15 protein-coding genes and 1 pseudogene are annotated in these 16,895 nt (G+C 62.0%); 13 read left to right on the plus strand and 3 right to left on the minus strand.

What is annotated here, in order from left to right:
• The first annotated feature begins 118 nt into the window (after positions 1 to 118).
• The 3 genes from FJ957_RS02340 to FJ957_RS02350 all read left to right on the plus strand — a co-directional run bounded on the left by FJ957_RS02340 (position 119) and on the right by FJ957_RS02350 (position 2,638).
• Positions 119 to 1,021: an EAL domain-containing protein gene (locus tag FJ957_RS02340; RefSeq protein ID WP_140828055.1), complete on the plus strand. Its 903-nt coding sequence runs from the start codon at positions 119 to 121 to the stop codon at positions 1,019 to 1,021.
• On the plus strand, positions 1,018 to 1,878 hold the full coding sequence (locus FJ957_RS02345) for an EAL domain-containing protein (RefSeq protein WP_140828056.1): 861 nt from the start codon (positions 1,018 to 1,020) through the stop codon (positions 1,876 to 1,878). Before FJ957_RS02340 ends, FJ957_RS02345 begins: the two co-directional genes overlap by 4 nt.
• Before the next feature lie 151 nt (positions 1,879 to 2,029).
• Complete coding sequence (locus tag FJ957_RS02350) at positions 2,030 to 2,638, plus strand: glutathione S-transferase family protein (RefSeq protein ID WP_140828058.1); 609 nt, start codon at positions 2,030 to 2,032, stop codon at positions 2,636 to 2,638.
• 430 nt (positions 2,639 to 3,068) lie between these two features.
• Here FJ957_RS02350 and FJ957_RS02355 read toward each other — a convergent pair whose 3' ends face one another.
• Complete coding sequence (locus FJ957_RS02355) at positions 3,069 to 3,281, minus strand: cold-shock protein (protein WP_027168154.1); 213 nt, start codon at positions 3,279 to 3,281, stop codon at positions 3,069 to 3,071.
• Between the two features lie 259 nt (positions 3,282 to 3,540).
• Here FJ957_RS02355 and FJ957_RS02360 point away from each other — a divergent pair, with 259 nt between their 5' ends.
• Positions 3,541 to 3,867 (plus strand): hypothetical protein, encoded by a 327-nt coding sequence (locus FJ957_RS02360; RefSeq protein ID WP_140828060.1) that lies wholly within the window; start codon positions 3,541 to 3,543, stop codon positions 3,865 to 3,867.
• A 108-nt stretch (positions 3,868 to 3,975) separates the two neighbouring features.
• On the opposite strand, the gene FJ957_RS02365 is transcribed toward FJ957_RS02360, so the two are convergent.
• Complete coding sequence (locus tag FJ957_RS02365; protein ID WP_140828061.1) at positions 3,976 to 4,545, minus strand: methylated-DNA--[protein]-cysteine S-methyltransferase; 570 nt, start codon at positions 4,543 to 4,545, stop codon at positions 3,976 to 3,978.
• A 165-nt stretch (positions 4,546 to 4,710) separates the two neighbouring features.
• On the opposite strand from FJ957_RS02365, the gene FJ957_RS02370 reads away from it, so the two are divergent.
• The 9 genes and pseudogenes from FJ957_RS02370 (at position 4,711) to FJ957_RS02415 (ending at position 13,199) form a co-directional block, all read left to right on the plus strand.
• Positions 4,711 to 5,706: a lytic transglycosylase domain-containing protein gene (locus FJ957_RS02370; RefSeq protein WP_140828063.1), complete on the plus strand. Its 996-nt coding sequence runs from the start codon at positions 4,711 to 4,713 to the stop codon at positions 5,704 to 5,706.
• A 38-nt stretch (positions 5,707 to 5,744) separates the two neighbouring features.
• Positions 5,745 to 6,233 (plus strand): N-acetyltransferase, encoded by a 489-nt coding sequence (locus tag FJ957_RS02375; protein ID WP_140828065.1) that lies wholly within the window; start codon positions 5,745 to 5,747, stop codon positions 6,231 to 6,233.
• Between the two features lie 432 nt (positions 6,234 to 6,665).
• Positions 6,666 to 7,922 carry an ABC transporter substrate-binding protein gene (locus tag FJ957_RS02380; protein WP_140828068.1) on the plus strand — a complete coding sequence of 419 codons (1,257 nt, stop codon included), beginning with the start codon at positions 6,666 to 6,668 and terminating at the stop codon, positions 7,920 to 7,922.
• 23 nt (positions 7,923 to 7,945) lie between these two features.
• On the plus strand, positions 7,946 to 8,860 hold the full coding sequence (locus FJ957_RS02385) for a sugar ABC transporter permease (RefSeq protein ID WP_140829484.1): 915 nt from the start codon (positions 7,946 to 7,948) through the stop codon (positions 8,858 to 8,860).
• A gap of 1 nt (position 8,861) precedes the next feature.
• Positions 8,862 to 9,686 (plus strand): carbohydrate ABC transporter permease, encoded by an 825-nt coding sequence (locus tag FJ957_RS02390; RefSeq protein WP_140828069.1) that lies wholly within the window; start codon positions 8,862 to 8,864, stop codon positions 9,684 to 9,686.
• Between the two features lie 146 nt (positions 9,687 to 9,832).
• Positions 9,833 to 10,387: a DUF4142 domain-containing protein gene (locus FJ957_RS02395; protein WP_140828071.1), complete on the plus strand. Its 555-nt coding sequence runs from the start codon at positions 9,833 to 9,835 to the stop codon at positions 10,385 to 10,387.
• 356 nt (positions 10,388 to 10,743) lie between these two features.
• A pseudogene (locus FJ957_RS02405) lies at positions 10,744 to 11,068 on the plus strand (RidA family protein); the annotation flags it as partial.
• 127 nt (positions 11,069 to 11,195) lie between these two features.
• Positions 11,196 to 11,453 (plus strand): hypothetical protein, encoded by a 258-nt coding sequence (locus FJ957_RS02410; protein WP_140828074.1) that lies wholly within the window; start codon positions 11,196 to 11,198, stop codon positions 11,451 to 11,453.
• Positions 11,454 to 11,483: 30 nt separating this feature from the next.
• Positions 11,484 to 13,199 (plus strand): AIPR family protein, encoded by a 1,716-nt coding sequence (locus FJ957_RS02415; protein WP_140828076.1) that lies wholly within the window; start codon positions 11,484 to 11,486, stop codon positions 13,197 to 13,199.
• Positions 13,200 to 13,214: 15 nt separating this feature from the next.
• Here the strand turns inward: FJ957_RS02415 and carB are convergent, their stop codons facing one another.
• Positions 13,215 to 16,718, minus strand: coding sequence for a carbamoyl-phosphate synthase large subunit (carB, locus tag FJ957_RS02420; RefSeq protein WP_140828078.1), 3,504 nt, complete (start codon positions 16,716 to 16,718; stop codon positions 13,215 to 13,217).
• Positions 16,719 to 16,895 lie beyond the last annotated feature (177 nt).

Consider the following 16,895-nt stretch of genomic DNA (forward strand, 5'->3'; position numbering starts at 1 on the left):
TGCGATGAGCCAGAGGTCAAGGAGGCGTGAGCGGCAACGCTAAATTCATCAACGGCCGGTAAACCCTTGGCTGGCAGGATCGCAGATCGGATTGTGCCTGTTCGCGGAGCGAGAAACCTTGTCGCGCAGCATCGGGCTTGCCCACATCATCCGTCATGATGACGGCACCTCGACCGGTGTCTGGGGCATCTATACGCTGCAGAGCGCGTTCCAGCCGATCTTCGCCTTCAAGGAGGGCAAGCTTTCGGTCGTCGCTTTCGAGGGGCTGATCCGGCCGTTCCGCGACGGCGAGCCGCAGTCGCCGGGGACATTTTTCGGTACCTGCCCGGCGGCCGACCGGCTGCATATCGAGGCGCTGACGCGCACTCTGCATCTTTTGAACGCCGGTGTTTGTCTGCCACAAGAGGCGTCCATCTTCGTCAATTTCGACCCGTCGGTCTTCACCGATCGCAGCATCGCCGACAAGGCCTTGCGCGACATGCGGCTGGTGCTGCACGAAGCCGGCATCGATCCGCGCCGTATCGTCTGCGAGGTCACCGAGCAGAAATCGGCTTCGCAGGAAACACTCTACGATTTTGTCGAGGCGCTGAGGGCCAACGGCTTCCGCATCGCGGTGGACGACTATGGCGCCGATGAATCCGACATCAACCGGATCAAGGAACTCAAACCAGACATCGTCAAGTTCGATGCGCATTGGATCACCCATCTGATGGAGTCCGGCGCCGGCTTCGCCTTGCTGACGGCGATGGTGCAGAGCTTCGAGAACCAGGGCATCCGCACCGTCTTCGAAGGCATCGAGGAAGGCTGGCAGCTGGAGCTTGCCGAGAGGTCCGGCGCCTCCATGGTGCAGGGTTATGTGCTTGCCCGGCCGGAACTTGCTCCCACCAGCTTTCGCGTTTTCAGCAAGGGCACGCAGCCGCCTTCGACCGAAGACGGCAAGGCATCGGCCGCCGCAAGCCCGGCGGCTCCAACGCTGCACGGACGGCCGGCAAGGGTTTTCGGGCGCAAAGTCACGCCATGAGCGAACGACCAGACAGGCGGCGCAACGTCGCCAAGGCGATCTTCGCCGACGAGATCGGCCTCCAGTTCGGCGTCTATGGCGAATTCCGGCTGTGGAGCGCCTATCAGCCGATTTTCGCGCCGGAGGACAGGGTGCTCAGAGCCGTCGCCGTCGAGGGGCTGATCGAGCCGCGCCGCGTCGCGCAGCCGGTAGCCTCTTCGGTCTTCTTCGGCGGCATTCCCGCGCCCGACCTTCTGTTTGTCGAAACGATGTGCCGGATGCTGCATCTCGGCAATTATCGCAACATCGGCGTCGAGGGATTGACGCTGTTCTTCAACTATAATCCGACCATCAACGACCACCTCGGACGGGCGCTCGCCGAGATCCGGCTGATGACCAGGCATCTCGGCGACCTGGAGCTTGAGCCCAGCCTGCTGGTCTGCGAGATCACGGAGCAGGCAGCCGACGATCAGGTTCTTGCCAGCGTAGTGCGCGAAATGCGGCGCGATGGCATCCGCATCGCCATCGACGATTTCGGCACGGGGCATTCGACCGAGGCCCGCATCGATCTGCTTGCGCCCGACATCGTCAAGATCGATGGCGCCTGGTTTGGCGAGCTCTGCCGCCATGCCGCCGCCGAACGCTTCTTCCGGCCGTTGGTGGCGACGCTGCACCAGCGCGGCGCCAAAGTGCTGGTCGAGGGCATCGAGAACGCTCAGCATTTGCGCGTCGCGCTCGAGGGTGGCGTCGACCTTTTGCAGGGTTTCCATCTCGCCCGTCCGGCGCTCGCCGGCACGATCTTCAAGGAAGAACCGCTTTCCGTCGACGCCCTGCTCGGCGCCGGCAACAAGGTCGTGCCCCTGCACCAGCATCGCTGATGCCGACCAAGGAAAACGCATCAGCATCGCTGATGCGGGACTCCAAAGGACGCATCAGCGCCGCTGATGTTTCGTCTCAAAAACAAATCACTGGATGGGACCTAGCCGCGCGCGTTAGAGCGTTCCCAGGAGACTCGAGAGGGCAAGAGGCATGATCCTTTACGACATGGCCGACAGCGGCAATTGCTACAAGCCGCGGCTGTTGATGGCGAAGCTCGGCATCCCCTTCACCCGGGTCGAGGTGAGCTCGCATACCGGCGAGACGCGCAAGCCCGACTATGTCGCCAAGAATCCGAATGCGATGGTGCCGATGCTCGAGCTCGATGACGGCAGGCGCATTGCCGAGAGTAATGCCATCCTACTTTATCTTGGCGAAGGCTCACGCTTCCTGCCCGCCGACAAGTATGAACGCGCCCTGGCCTGCCAATGGCTGTTCTTCGAGCAATACAGCCATGAGCCCTATATCGCGGTGCGCAAGGCGCTTTTGACTTTTCCGGAACGGGCGAAGGACGCGACGGCGGAACGATTGGCGCAGACGCTGGAGCGCGGCAACAAGGCGCTCGGCGTGATGAACAGCCACCTGCAGCAAAACGCGTTCTTCGCCGGCAGCGCCTACAGCGTCGCCGACATCGCATTATACGCCTATACCCACACCGCGGAGATGGGCGGCTTCCAGATCGACGCCTATCCGGCCGTCGCCGCCTGGCTGAAGCGCGTCGAGGCGGACAAGGGGCATGTGCCGATCGAGTGGGTGCCTTAAGGCAGCGTCGGCGATTGGCGAAAACTTTGGCGGGAGCGTCCTTCTCCCCGTCACTATACGGGGAGAAGATGGCGGCAGCCAGATGAGGGGCGGCGCCAGCTTTTGACGTTAATTTGCGATCTGGACTTTGGGGCGGAGCGAACAACGCTATTCCCGATCCGTCGCGCTGCCCCTCATCGCCCTGCCGGGCACTTCTCTCCGTGAACGGGGAAAAGGAGGCCAATCGCCAAAATCCGGACAACAAAAAAGGCGGGCAATGCCCGCCTTCCTCTGCCGGTAGCCTGATCGGGAGCGTCTGGTCCGGGCTGGCAGCTATCTGCTGTTCCAGCTTGTCGGGTCTTTCGCTCCGGCGCGCTTCTCGCGCGACCGTCAGTACATCCGTGACTTGCCGCGCGCCCCGAACCTTCGTCCGGCGCGCGCTATCGCCAAATCAGGCTGCCTTGCTAAGAGACCCAGCAGCGGACTTGCCGGTGCGGCGGTCCTGCTCGATCTCGAAGTTGATTTTCTGGCCTTCAGCGAGGCTGGTCATGCCAGCCCGCTCGACAGCGGAGATGTGGACGAAAACGTCCGCGCCGCCATTGTCAGGCTGGATGAAGCCGTAGCCCTTGGTGGCGTTGAACCACTTGACCGTACCAGTTGCCATGTAAAATGCCCTTCCACATTTGCTTTCGTTTGACCAGACCCGAAGTCCGGCCGGTGGTATCGAAATTTTGGAGACGTCAGCAAACGCGAGGGATCGCGAGGCCCGATCGATCGGCCAAATTCAATGGGCCGCATATAGGACAGTTTGCGAAGGAATACAAGACGGGTTGCCGGGGCGCTGCTCGCGGCTGCATGGAAGTTTTGACAGCGGCCGCGCGTTGTGGAGGGATGAGATGCTTGCCGTTCCATGGAGAGGAACCATGAAGACCGTTTTGCTTGCCGCCTGCTTCCTGCTGCTGGCCGCCGAGGCGCAGGCGGTGTCGCGCTACGATCCGACGCGCATGAGCTGCGACCGGGTACAGGCGACGATCGCCAGACAGGGCGCCGTCATCCTGCGCTACCAGTCGACGCGCGTGCCGGGGCTGCCGCTTTACGACCGCTACGTACGCGACGAGCGCTTCTGCAACGCGGGCGAAGCGAGGGCGCGCGCCTATGTGCCGAGCGCCGACACCAGGTCCTGCATGGTCTATGTCTGCAAGCGTCCGGATTTCGACCGGCGCTTCCGCCGCCGGTTCCTGCAAGATTAGAGCGTTTCGGCGTTTCACGGAAACGCCGAAACGCAATTCCGGACCGAAGGCTACGGCGAAGCCGCCGAGCCAACCGCCATGCACTTTTCGTGGAATTGCTCCTTGTTCTCAGAACCCGAACGAGGCCTGCACGGCCGTCGGCGGGCCGACGCGCACGCCTTCCATGGCCAGCATCCTTTCCTTGGTAGCCGAGCCGCCCGGCGCGGAGAAGCCGCCGATCTTACCGCCGGCGGCCAGGATGCGATGGCACGGAATGACCAGCGGGACCGGGTTGGCGCCAAGCGCCGCGCCCGTTTCGCGCGGAAGGCCGGCATGGCCGGCGCGCTTGGCCAGTTCGCCATAGGTGGTGGTCTCGCCGAAGCGGAGCTTGCGCGCCGCGTCATAAATGGCGAGGCGGAAATCGTCGACGCCGTCGAGGTCGACCGGCACGCCGGAGAAGTCGACGTCCTCGCCGGCCGCATAGGCCTTGATCGAGGCGATCAGATCGACCACCCAGGACGGCTGGTCTGTCGAGGCTGAGACGCCGGGGTGGCGAAGCAGCCGGCGCTCGACCGCTTCGCGGCTGCGCTCTGGCAGGCAAAGCCGGATCAGGCCCTTCTCGCTCCAGGCGATGCCCATGAAGCCGATCACTGTTTCTAACACTGCGTGGCCGGCCGTGATCTGGGATGTGGGTTTCATGACGTATTCCTTCCGCAAAACAGCGAAAAACGAGTACATATCCAGAACAATATGGCACTTCCGCCCTGTTGTCGCCACCCGAAAACCGCGTGGTGGCCCCGATTGCCGGGTGTGAATCACTGGTGTAAGGACTTCTTAACAACCGACAAACCGGACCCGTACGGCTTGCCCGCTAAAATCATAATCACCGCGCTCGGCGTGCTCGTTGCCGCTGCTGGTCTGAGCGGTTGCACCTCGACCTCGCAGATGAAGGCCGCGCCCGCGCTTGCGGAAGTCTCGACGCCTGTCGTCGCGGACGACACGCCGACCCTTGCGCTGCCCGAGAAGGTCGCCGTATTGCCGGAGCCTTCCGGCCTTGCGCAGGTGCAGACCGCGGCGCTCACAGGCGATGCCGTCGCCATGGCCACGACGCCTGGCGCGCCCGCGACGCAAAGCGCGCTGGCGACGCAAAGCGCGCTTTTGCCGCCGCCTGTCCAGCCTGGCGCACCTCAGTCCGGCGTTACGCAGGCGCAACCCGCGGCCTTCGCGGGGGCGACGCCGGCGGTCGGCCAGTTTCCGCCGCCCCCGGCGCTGACCGCAGGCGGCTCGCCGACCGGCCCGGGATCCATGAGCCGAGCGGCGGTCTATACGGCCGCGGCCGTTGCCATGCCGGTCACCGGCCAGTCGGCGAAAGTCGCCCCGATGCCCGGCGTCCAGCAGGTCGCCTATGTGTTGCCGGAAAATCCCGCGCTGCTTGCGGCACCCGGCCAACCCGAGCAGCACGCCAGCGGCCCGCGCGGCGAGATCGAACGGCTGATCGAGAAATATTCTGCGATCTATGAAGTGCCGATCGACCTGGTGCGCCATGTCGTCAATCGTGAAAGCACCTTCAACCCGAAGGCCTACAATCACGGCCATTGGGGCCTGATGCAGATCAAGCACGCGACGGCGCGCGGCATGGGCTATGACGGGCCGGCGACCGGCCTGTTCGACGCCGAGACCAATCTCAAATACGCGGTGAAATATCTGCGGGGCGCCTGGCTGGTTTCGGGCGGCAACGCCAAGCGGGCCGACACGCTCTACCAGACCGGCTATTATTACGACGCCAAGCGCAAGGGCTTGCTCGAGGAGACGGGCCTCGGCGTCGACCGCAAGCGCCGCCGCCTGCAACCCGACGCCTGAGCCGACGGGTCAGGTCGCTCGGCGTTCGGGGCACCGCCATGCATGAAAACACGCCGCCGCGCCCGCCGGCTGTCAACAACATCCGCCTGCGCAAGCTGTTCAACGATACGCTCGCCGCGCCGCACTGGCCGGAGGGCTTCGTTGTACGCACGTTCGAGCAGCGGGATGCGCCGGCTTTGCACGCGCTGCTGGAAGAGGTGTTCGACGACGGCGCCGACGGGCCGTTCGACCAATGGTGGCCGCGCATTGCCGGCGATGCGGAGTTCGATCCCGCTCTCTGTTTCCTGGCGATCGACGGCAAGGGCCTGCTGGCGGGCGCGGCGCTTTGCTGGACGTCCGGTTTCGTCAAGGACCTCGCCGTCCATCCGGAATCGAGACGGCAGGGCCTCGGCGACGCGCTGATGCGGCAGGTGTTCCTGATTTTTCGCGAGCGCGGGGCGAGGCATATCGATCTCAAGACCAATAGTGTGAAGAACACCACGGCCTTCCGGCTCTACGAACGGCTCGGCATGATCCCGGTCGGCTGAGAAGGCTGACGCGCAAAGCGCGGCGGGCCGGATTGGAGGCTCCCGGCGCGGCGTTGCAACCACCTGCGCGCGAGCATTGTGAACGGCTTCACATAGGCTGACGTTAGGGCATGCTAATTCGTCGTCGTGCCGGGCGGCCGATCGGCGGATCGACGCGGGCAAGGCGTCGGAGGAGGCTGTGCCGGCATGCGTCAGCCACTCCCAGGCGGGCTCCGGGGCGGGGGTTTCGGAGCCCGTCCGCTTTGCGTGAAGCGAGGTGGACGGAACGGGCCACCGACGCGGTCGAGCCAACCGGGATCGGCTTCATCGACCCGCCGGCCCGATCGGCACGTACAAGCGCGGGAACCCTAAGCGGCGTGGCGCATTCAACGCAGGGGCCTTGATGAGCCGCGACCTGTGCGTCGCCGGTCGCGCAGGGAGGTCCGCAACCCCGTGAAACTTGCTTTAGCATTCCTGGCCGCCGGCATCATGCTTGGCGCTGTTCAAGCGCGAGCCGTGGAACTGTCGATCGTGTCGGGCGACACCGGCAACGGCATCAAGGTGCTGCGCGAGATACTCGATCGTTACGAGACAAAGAGCGGCAACAAGGTCGACATCGTCGTCATTCCGCCTTCGACCACCGACCAGTTCGGCCAATACCGGCTCTGGCTCGCCGCCGGCAGCAGCGATATCGACGTCTACCAGACCGACGTGATCTGGGCGCCGCAGCTTGCCAGCCAGCTGGTCGACCTGACCGAGGCGACCAGGGATGTGGTGGGTGAGCATTTCCCGTCGATCATCAGGTCGCAGACGGTCAACGGCAGGCTGGTCGCCCTGCCGATCTTCACCGATGCGCCGGCGCTCTACTACCGCAAGGATCTGCTCGACAAATATGGCGCCAAGGTGCCGACCACCTGGAAGGAGCTCGCCGATACCGCGAAGCTTGTGATGAACAAGGAACGGGCGGCCGGCAACAGGGACATCTGGGGCTTCGTCTTCCAGGGCAACGCCTATGAGGGGCTGACCTGCAACGCGCTCGAATGGGTGATGTCGAATGGCGGCGGCGGGATCATCGAGCCGGACGGCACGATCTCCATCGACAACCCCAAGGCTGCGGCCGCGCTCGACACGGTCACGGGCTGGATCGGCATCATCGCGCCGCCGGGCGTGCTCGCCTATCAGGAGGAGGAAGCGCGCGGCGTCTGGCAGACCGGCAATGCCGTCTTCATGCGCAACTGGCCCTATGCCTATGCGCTCGGCAACAGCGAGAATTCGCCGATCAAGGGCAAGTTCGACGTGGCGCCGCTGCCGGCCGGCGAAGGGGGCCGGCCAGTCGCCACGCTCGGCGGCTGGAACCTTGCGGTCTCCAGATATTCGAAACATCCGGACGCTGCGATCGAGCTGGTCAAGTTCATCGCGTCGCGCGAGATGCAGAAATACCGGACGCTCAAAACGTCCAACCTGCCGACCATCGCAGCACTCTATGACGACCCCGATATCGCCAGGCAGCAGCCGATCGTGCCGCGCTGGAAACCGATCTTCCTCGACGCTCAGCCGCGTCCCTCGGCAACCGCCAGGATCAAATACAACGAGGCATCCAGCCAGTTCTGGACTGCCGTGCACGACACGATCTCCGGCCAAGGCACCGCCGCCGACAATCTGGCCGATCTCGCGGCGAGGCTGACCAGGCTGAAAGGCAAGGGCTGGTGAGCGCGGCAAGGCGATCGCCGCTGATGCGCCAGCGCGTGCGCACGGCCTGGCTGTTTCTCGCGCCGATGCTATTCGTGCTCGCCGCCGTCGCCGGCTGGCCGTTCCTGCGCACGGTCTATTACAGCTTCACCGACGCCTCGCTGGCCGATCTTAGTGCCCGGCAATGGGTCGGCTTCGACAATTATTTCTCGGTGCTGCGCCTGCCGAGCGGCCGCCTGCTCTATGACGGGCTGCTCGTCGATCCGGTCTGGTGGCGCGCGGTGTGGAACACGGTACGCTTCGCCGTGGTGTCGGTGGCCTGCGAGACGGTGCTGGGCATGGTCGTGGCGCTTGCGCTCAACGCCGAATTCCCGGGACGTGGGATCGTGCGGGCGGCGATCCTCATTCCCTGGGCGATCCCGACCATCGTCTCGGCCAAGATGTGGCAGTGGATGCTCAACGACCAGTTCGGCATCATCAATGCCGCGCTTCTCGATCTCGGCCTGATCCACGCCAAGATCGCCTGGACCGCCAGCGCCGACACCGCGATGATCGCCGTGTTGATTGTCGACATCTGGAAGACGACGCCGTTCATGGCGCTGCTGATCCTGGCGGCCCTGCAGATGCTGCCGCGCGAGATCCTCGAAGTGGCGAAGCTCGACGGCGCCAGCCCCTGGCAGATCTTCTGGCGGGTGACCTTGCCGCTGATCCGCCCGGCGGTGATGGTGGCGGTGATTTTTCGCGCGCTCGACGCATTGCGCATCTTCGACCTGATCTATGTGCTGACGCCCAACAATGCGCAGACCAAGTCGATGTCGATCTTCGCGCGCGAGAACCTGTTCGAGTTCGACAAGTTCGCCTATGGCTCCGCCGCCTCGACGCTGCTTTTCCTGATCATCGGCCTGCTCACCATCGCCTATATCCGGATCGGCCGGCTGAGCCTGGACGGAGGCCGCTGACATGAGGTTGCTGAAGCGCGCCGGCTTCTACCTGCTGCTTCTGGCGATCGTCTTCGTCGCGGTGTTTCCGTTCTACTACGCAATCGTCACCAGCCTGAAATCGGGAACCGAATTGTTCCAGGCTGGTCTCTGGCCGCAATCCTTCAGCCTTGCCAATTACCGCAACGTGCTGACCGAGGGCCCTTTCCTGCGCAATCTCGTCAATTCGCTGATTGTCTCCGGCGCGGTCGTCGCGATCTCGCTGCTTCTCGGCGTCACCGCGGCCTACGCGCTGGCGCGCATAGGCTTCCGCGGGCGCTCGGCGCTGATGCTCGCCATCCTGTCGGTGTCGATGTTTCCGCAGGTCGCCGCACTGGCCGGGCTGTTCGAGATCATCCGGGCGCTGCACCTCTACAATTCGCTGTTCGCGCTCATCCTGTCCTACATGATCTTCACGCTGCCGTTCACCGTCTGGGTGCTCACGACCTTCGTGCGCGACCTGCCGGTCGAGATCGAGGAGGCGGCGATCCTCGACGGCGCCGGGCCATGGACCATCCTCACGCGCATCTTCCTGCCGCTGATGTGGCCGGCGCTGGCTACAACCGGCCTGCTCGCCTTCATCAGCGCCTGGAACGAGTTCCTGTTCGCGCTTACCTTCACCTCCACCAACACGCAGCGCACCGTGCCGGTGGCGATCGCGCTGCTCTCCGGCAACTCGCAGTTCGAGATCCCGTGGGGCAACATCATGGCCGCCTCGGTGATCGTCACCGTGCCGCTGGTGGCGCTGGTGCTGGTCTTCCAGCGCCGCATCGTGTCCGGCCTCACCGCCGGCGGGGTGAAGGGCTGACGCGGCGCGGTCTCAGGCCGCCTGGCGGGCGAAACAGCCGACGCAGGACCGAGGACGGCGGGCCGGTGGGCGCTTCTTTCCACGCAACTCCGGGGTCGATGCCGCGTTGGGATGGCGGAGGGGCTGTTTCGGATCGGAGATTTGAGATGAAAACGCTGCTGCCCCTGGTCGCCGTCGCGCTTCTTGCCGGCGCGCCCGCCGCGTTCGCCCAATCGGACAATTCGGATGCGGTCGGGCCGATGGTGACCGAGAACAAGGTCGACACACAAACATTCGTCACAACGGTGCCGAATGCCAACATGTTCGAGATCGAGTCGAGCAAGCTGGCGCAAGAGAAGTCGGCGTCGGCCGACGTCAAGGCTTTCGCCGCGCAGATGATCAAGGATCACAGCAAGGCGGCCGAGGAGTTCAAGACAGCGTTGAGCCAGGGCCAGACCACGGCACCGATCAAGCCCGCCGGCCCTGCGCTGCAGCCGAAGGAACAGCAGCTGCTCGACGACTTGAAGGCCGCGAGCGGCAAGGAATTCGACACCAAATACATCAAGATGCAAGCCGACGCGCATAAGGATGCGGTGGCGCTGTTTTCCACCTATGCCAGTTCCGGCGACGACCCGGCGATGAAGGAATTCGCCAAGAAAACGCTGCCGGTGCTGAAGATGCACGAGAAGCACGTGAAGGAACTGGCGGTCGCGCATCAGTGAGGGGGCGGCCTTGGTTCCGATGTGTTTGCAGTCGATAATCTTTTAGGGCCCCTTCCTTCAGCCTAACTTTGCCGAGCGTTGGCGCTGCCCCTCATTACCCTGCCGGGCATTTCTCCCCGTATAGTGACGGGGAGAAAAAGGCCCGCGCCGATGTTTTCGCCAATCACCAGCATTGCAGGAAGAATGCCGCATCGCGGCCAGCCATCTTCTCCCCGTTCAACGGGGAGAAGATGCCGGCAGGCAGATGAGGGGCGGCGCCGGCCTCGATTGGAAGCCCTGGAGAAGGAGAGAACGCCGCTGGCGTTCCCTCGCTGCCGCGATAAGTTCGCGCCCAACAAGGGAGGGACCGCCATGGATGCTCGACGGCGGTGCGGGCCAACGGCTTCGTGTTCATCTCGACAACGCCGCCGGTCGACATGGTGACCGGCGAGATGGTGCACGGCGAACCCAGGCCGAGGCGTCGCTGAAGGCGCTGAAACATTGCCTGGAAGCGGCCGGCACCTCGCTGGAAAAGGTGGTGATGGTGCGCATCTACGCCGTCAATTCCGGCTTCTACACTACCATCAACCGGGGATACGCAAAGTATTTTGCAGTGTGAACCCGCCGGCGCGGAGCTTTGTGCCGGTGGCGTCGTGGCCGATGGAGTTCGATATTGAGATTGAGTGCGTGGCGGTGGCGTGAGGCGGACAGCTTTCAATATCTTGTCTTCAACAACAGAGCGCTTTTCTACTACTTCCGCAGGCGTCATCGGCTTCCCCGATATGGTTTCTCATCCTAAGATCGAATGGGTTTGATGGGAGGAATAGCAATGGATATCACGGTTGATCAACGCGACGCTTGGGCAAAACGACCCGAAAATCGCGAATGGGAAAATGTAATCGCTCCGCACTACAAGCGACCTGACGGCCGTTTGGATATAGAAGCACTTCACGAAATTGCCCGTCTCAATGGCCTGTTGGATACTCACGATAAGTATGACAATCTGAATGTTGGCCAGGTTGCGATGAACATTCGTAACAGGCTTCGTGTTCTTTGGAAAAATGGCTCGTTAAAGTTGCCTATCTAAATTATTTTGGCGTCTATCGGGAGGGGTGCGATGTCATACTTGGATGCCTTCAAAGCTAATTCAGGGCTTATCAAGCAGCTAGGCGAGGGGAATGCCTATCTCGCTTGGGTAATGGCTCTATATCTAGAAGAGCCAGACGTGGAGGCGCTGGCGTCTGAGGGTATAACAGATGGACCGAACGATAAGAAGATAGATTTTATCTACTTAGATCGTGACACAAAAAGGATTATTTTCTCCCAAGGATATTTGTCGACGACAAAAATCGACGCAGCTCCGGCAAATAAGGCTTCAGATTTGAATACAGCTGCTGCTTGGCTAATATCAGGTGATCTGGAATCCGTACCAACCACGCTGAGAGAGATTATCGTTGAGTGCCGTGAGGCCATCAAAGACGGTGAGATTGAAGGTATCGAACTACTCTACGTCCACAATTTGCCTGAGTCGGTTAATGTAACGCGGGAACTTCAGACTGCTGCGCAGCATCTGCAAAAGACGTTAGGCGACACCTCGATTTCTATAAGTGCAAGAGAACTCGGGATTTCGAGAATCGAGCATATTTTTGCGACGCAAGAATCTCACATCGATGTTAAAGATATTATCTATTTCCCGTCGGATGTTAAACTTAGTGAATCTGGACCTAAATGGGAGGCATCTGTAGCTTCGGTTCCTGGGCTTTGGCTTCATGAACTTTATTCGAAATATGAGGATCGTCTATTTTCGGCCAACTATCGAGGTTTCTTAGGAATTAGTCGTAGACGGAGAATAAACACTGGTATTAGACAGTCAGCCGAAACTAAACCTAAGGATTTTTGGGTGTTCAATAACGGAATCACTCTTCTGACTTTAGGTAAGAAGGAAACAAAATCGGGAGTTGAGTTAACTGGAATATCTATAATAAACGGCGCCCAAACAACGGGCTCCTTGGGTTCGGTTGATCTTAAAAAGAACGACCTGAAGTCTGTAAATGTCTTATGTCGAGTCATACAATGTTCAGATCCTGAGACGATAAGCGAAATCGTCCGATATAATAATACACAAAATGAAATTACCACTTGGGACCAGTTTAGTAATGATTCTGAGCAGAATAGAATCTTTAAGGAATTTGAGGATTTGGGTCATACCTATGTACGCAAGCGCGGATTTCGAACTGCGAGCGACCAAATAGGCATCGAAGAAGTCGCTCAGCCTCTTTTGGCGTTTCATGGGCGATACCAAGACGGAATTCGAGGAAAAAATCAAATTTTCGAACGAAAACCACTTTACGCCAATGCGTTTGAAAATAAAAAGGCGAGGCATATTCTTTTTGCTTATACCCTCGCTCGGGCCATCGACGAGCGCAGGATTATTTTGAAGGAGAAATCGTCAGCGGGTTCCATAATTAAAATCGAAGAGGATCAGCTGTCGCTATTAAGAAACCTACGATTCAAATCGTTTCTTATAGCTGTTGTTTCGCATGTATTGGAATCTATAACGTTGAAGAAAGTCGACCCTCTTACCGTGGCATTCCAGCCCGATATAGCCCAAGCCAACAATAGTTCTCTCGTTGACCTCACTGCGATGTGGGGTCCAGTTGTTGATCATGTTTTGTCTTTGGTTTCGACGCAGGTGACGCCAAGCAGCCTGTCGGAGAATTTCTCCGAGGATGCCTTCCTGCCATCGGTCGCCAAAGCAGTCGGCGCCTTACTTTATGCTGGAAAGGCTGCTGATCAGCATGCTGGATTTTCAAAAGTCATTGCGGACTCATAAGTTGGATGGCTTGACCTAAGCAAAATACTCCTGCAGCGGCCTCACCTCCAAGTTCCCCGCCCGCAGCGCCGCAATCGCTTCCGCTACCGCCGCGGCACCCGACAGCGTCGTGTAATACGGCACCTTCTGCATCAGCGTGGCCCGGCGCAGCGACTTCGAGTCCGACACCGCTTTCTGGCCGTCCGTCGTGTTGAAGACGATCTGGACCTGGCGGTTGCGGATGGCGTCCTCGATGTGGGGGCGGCCTTCCAGCACCTTGTTGATCTTTTCGGCCGTCACGCCGTTCTCGGCTAGGAAGCGGGCGGTGCCGGAGGTGGCGAGGACCTTGAAACCCTGGCCGGCGAGGCGTTTCACGGCCGGCAATATGCCTTTCTTGTCCTCGTCGCGGACGGAGACAAACAGCGTGCCGGAGCGCGGCAGGTCGACGCCGGCCCCGAGCTGGCTCTTGGCGAAGGCGAGCGCGAAGTCGCGGTCGAGGCCCATGACCTCGCCGGTCGAGCGCATTTCCGGGCCGAGCAGGATGTCGACACCGGGGAAGCGGGCGAAGGGGAAGACGGCTTCCTTGACCGCGATATGGCCGGGATTGCGTGGGTCGGGCATGGCGCCGTAATGGGCGAAGGCGTCTTCCAGCGTCTCGCCGGCCATGATGCGCGCCGCGATTTTTGCAATCGGCCGCCCGATGGTCTTGGCGACGAAGGGCACGGTGCGCGAGGCGCGAGGGTTCACCTCCAGCACATAGACCGTGCCGTCTTGAATAGCGTATTGCACGTTCATGAGGCCGCCGACGTTGAGCGCGCGCGCCAAGGCGGCCGTCTGGCGCTCCAGCTCGTCGACGAGCGCTCCCGGCAGCGAATGCACCGGCAGCGAGCAGGCCGAGTCGCCCGAATGGATGCCGGCCTCCTCGATATGCTCCAGGATGCCGGAGACGAAGGTCGCCTTGCCGTCGCACAGGCAATCGACGTCGACCTCGATGGCGCCGGAGAGATAGGTGTCGAACAGCAGCGGGTTCTTGCCCAGCAGCGTGTTGATCTGGCCGGTCTTGTCGTTGGGGTATTTCTGCTTGATGTCCTCCGGCACCAGGCCTGGAACGGTGTCGAGCAGGTAGGTCTGCAGCATGCCCTCGTCATGGATGATCTGCATGGCGCGGCCGCCGAGCACATAGGACGGGCGCACCACCAGCGGGAAGCCGAGCTCGCCGGCGACGAGGCGGGCCTGCTCGACCGAATAGGCGATGCCGTTCTTGGGCTGGCTGAGGTTCAGCTTGTGCAACAGCTTCTGGAAGCGGTCGCGGTCCTCCGCCAGGTCGATCATGTCGGGCGAGGTGCCGAGGATCGGGATGCCGGCCTTCTCCAGCGCGTCGGCCAGTTTCAGCGGCGTCTGGCCGCCGAACTGGACGATGACGCCGACCAACTCGCCGGAGGCCTGCTCGGCGCGCAGGATCTCCAGCACGTCCTCCGCCGTCAGCGGATCGAAATAGAGGCGGTCCGAGGTGTCGTAGTCGGTCGAGACCGTCTCCGGGTTGCAGTTGATCATGATCGCTTCATAGCCGGCGTCGCGCAGCGCGAAGGCGGCATGGCAGCAGCAATAGTCGAACTCGATGCCCTGGCCGATACGGTTCGGACCGCCGCCGAGGATGACGACCTTCTTGCGCGACGACACGCGCGCCTCGTTGGCGGGCTCGCCGACGAAGGGCACTTCATAGGTCGAGTACATGTAGGCGGTCGGCGAGGCGAACTCGGCGGCGCAGGTGTCGATGCGCTTGTAAACCGGATGAACGTCGAGCTTTTGCCTAGCCTTCTGAATCACTTCGGCGTCGGTCTTCGTCAGCGATCCGAGGCGGGCGTCGGAAAAACCCATGGCCTTCAGCATGCGCAGATTGACGGCGTCCCGCGGCAGGCCATGCTCGCGGATACGTTCCTCCATGGCGATGATGCCGGCGATCTGCTCGAGGAACCACGGGTCGATCTTGCACATGGCGTGCACGTCTTCCAGCGAGGTGCCCATGCGGATCGCCTGCGCCACCATGCGCAACCGGTCCGGCGTCGGCGTGCCGAGGGCGGCGCGGATCGCGTTGCGGTCGTCGGCGTGGCTGGCTGGCGCGCTGCCGTGACCGAGGCCGGGGATTTCGATCTCGTCCAGGCCGGTCAGGCCGGTTTCGAGCCCGCGCAACGCCTTCTGCAGCGATTCCTGGAAGGTGCGGCCGATGGCCATCACCTCGCCCACCGACTTCATGGCGGTGGTCAGCACCGGCTCGGCGCCGGGGAATTTCTCGAAGGCAAAGCGCGGGATTTTCGTCACCACGTAGTCGATGGTCGGCTCGAAGGAGGCCGGCGTCGCGCCGCCGGTGATGTCGTTCTCAAGCTCGTCCAGCGTGTAGCCGACGGCAAGCTTGGCCGCGACCTTGGCGATCGGGAAGCCGGTGGCCTTGGAAGCCAGCGCCGATGAGCGCGAGACGCGCGGGTTCATCTCGATGACGACCAGCCGGCCATCGGCCGGGTTGACGGCGAACTGCACGTTGGAGCCGCCGGTCTCGACGCCGATCTCGCGCAGCACCGCGATCGAGGCGTTGCGCATCATCTGATATTCCTTGTCGGTCAGCGTCAGCGCCGGCGCGACGGTGATGGAATCGCCGGTGTGCACGCCCATCGGATCCAGGTTCTCGATCGAGCAGATGATGATGCAATTGTCCGCCTTGTCGCGAACGACCTCCATCTCATACTCCTTCCAGCCGAGCACGCTTTCCTCGATCAGCACCTCGGTGGTCGGCGAGGCGTCGAGGCCGGACTGGACGATGTCGTAGAATTCGGCGCGGTTGTAGGCGATGCCGCCGCCGGTGCCGCCCATGGTGAAGGAGGGGCGGATGATCGCCGGCAGGCCGACATGGTCGAGCGCCTGGGCTGCGATCGCCATGCCGTGGCTGATATAGCGCTGCTTGCGGTCGCCTTCGCCGAGGTTCCAGCGGGTTTCCAGCGCATCGAGCGCGGCGTCGAGGTTTTCCGGGTTCTCCGCCTTCAGCGCGGCACGCTCGGCCTCATGCATCTTGCGGTCGGCGTTCTTGACGTCGGTGGCGTTGGCCAGCATCGACTTCGGCGTCTCGAGGCCGATCTTGCTCATCGCCTCGCGGAACAGCGCGCGGTCCTCGGCCTTGTCGATGGCATGCGCGTCGGCGCCGATCATCTCGACATTATAGCGGTCGAGAACGCCCATGCGGCGCAGCGACAGCGCCGTGTTGAGCGCCGTCTGGCCGCCCATGGTCGGCAGCAGCGCGTCCGGCCGCTCCTTGGCGATGATCTTGGCCACCACTTCGGGCGTGATCGGCTCGATATAGGTGGCGTCGGCCAGCTCCGGGTCGGTCATGATGGTGGCCGGATTGGAGTTGACCAGGATGACGCGGAAACCCTCTTCCTTCAGCGCCTTGCAGGCCTGGGTGCCGGAATAGTCGAATTCGCAAGCCTGGCCGATAACGATGGGGCCGGCCCCGATGATCAGGATCGACTTGATGTCGGTGCGTCTTGGCATATTCGAAAATCCGTTCGGCGAGCGGCTTGCACGAAAAACCGGGCGGGGAGGACCCGGCCGGTTGTGCTTGCGATTCTGGTATCAGGCTAGGAGGGCCTTATAGGGAAGAGTTTTGGCGGATGTAACCCCGAAAATGAGGGAATAGGCAGTAGGCAGTAGGGAGACGCTCTTGATTGC

The sequence above is a fragment of the Mesorhizobium sp. B2-4-6 genome (genome assembly GCF_006442775.1).
Classification (GTDB): domain Bacteria; phylum Pseudomonadota; class Alphaproteobacteria; order Rhizobiales; family Rhizobiaceae; genus Mesorhizobium.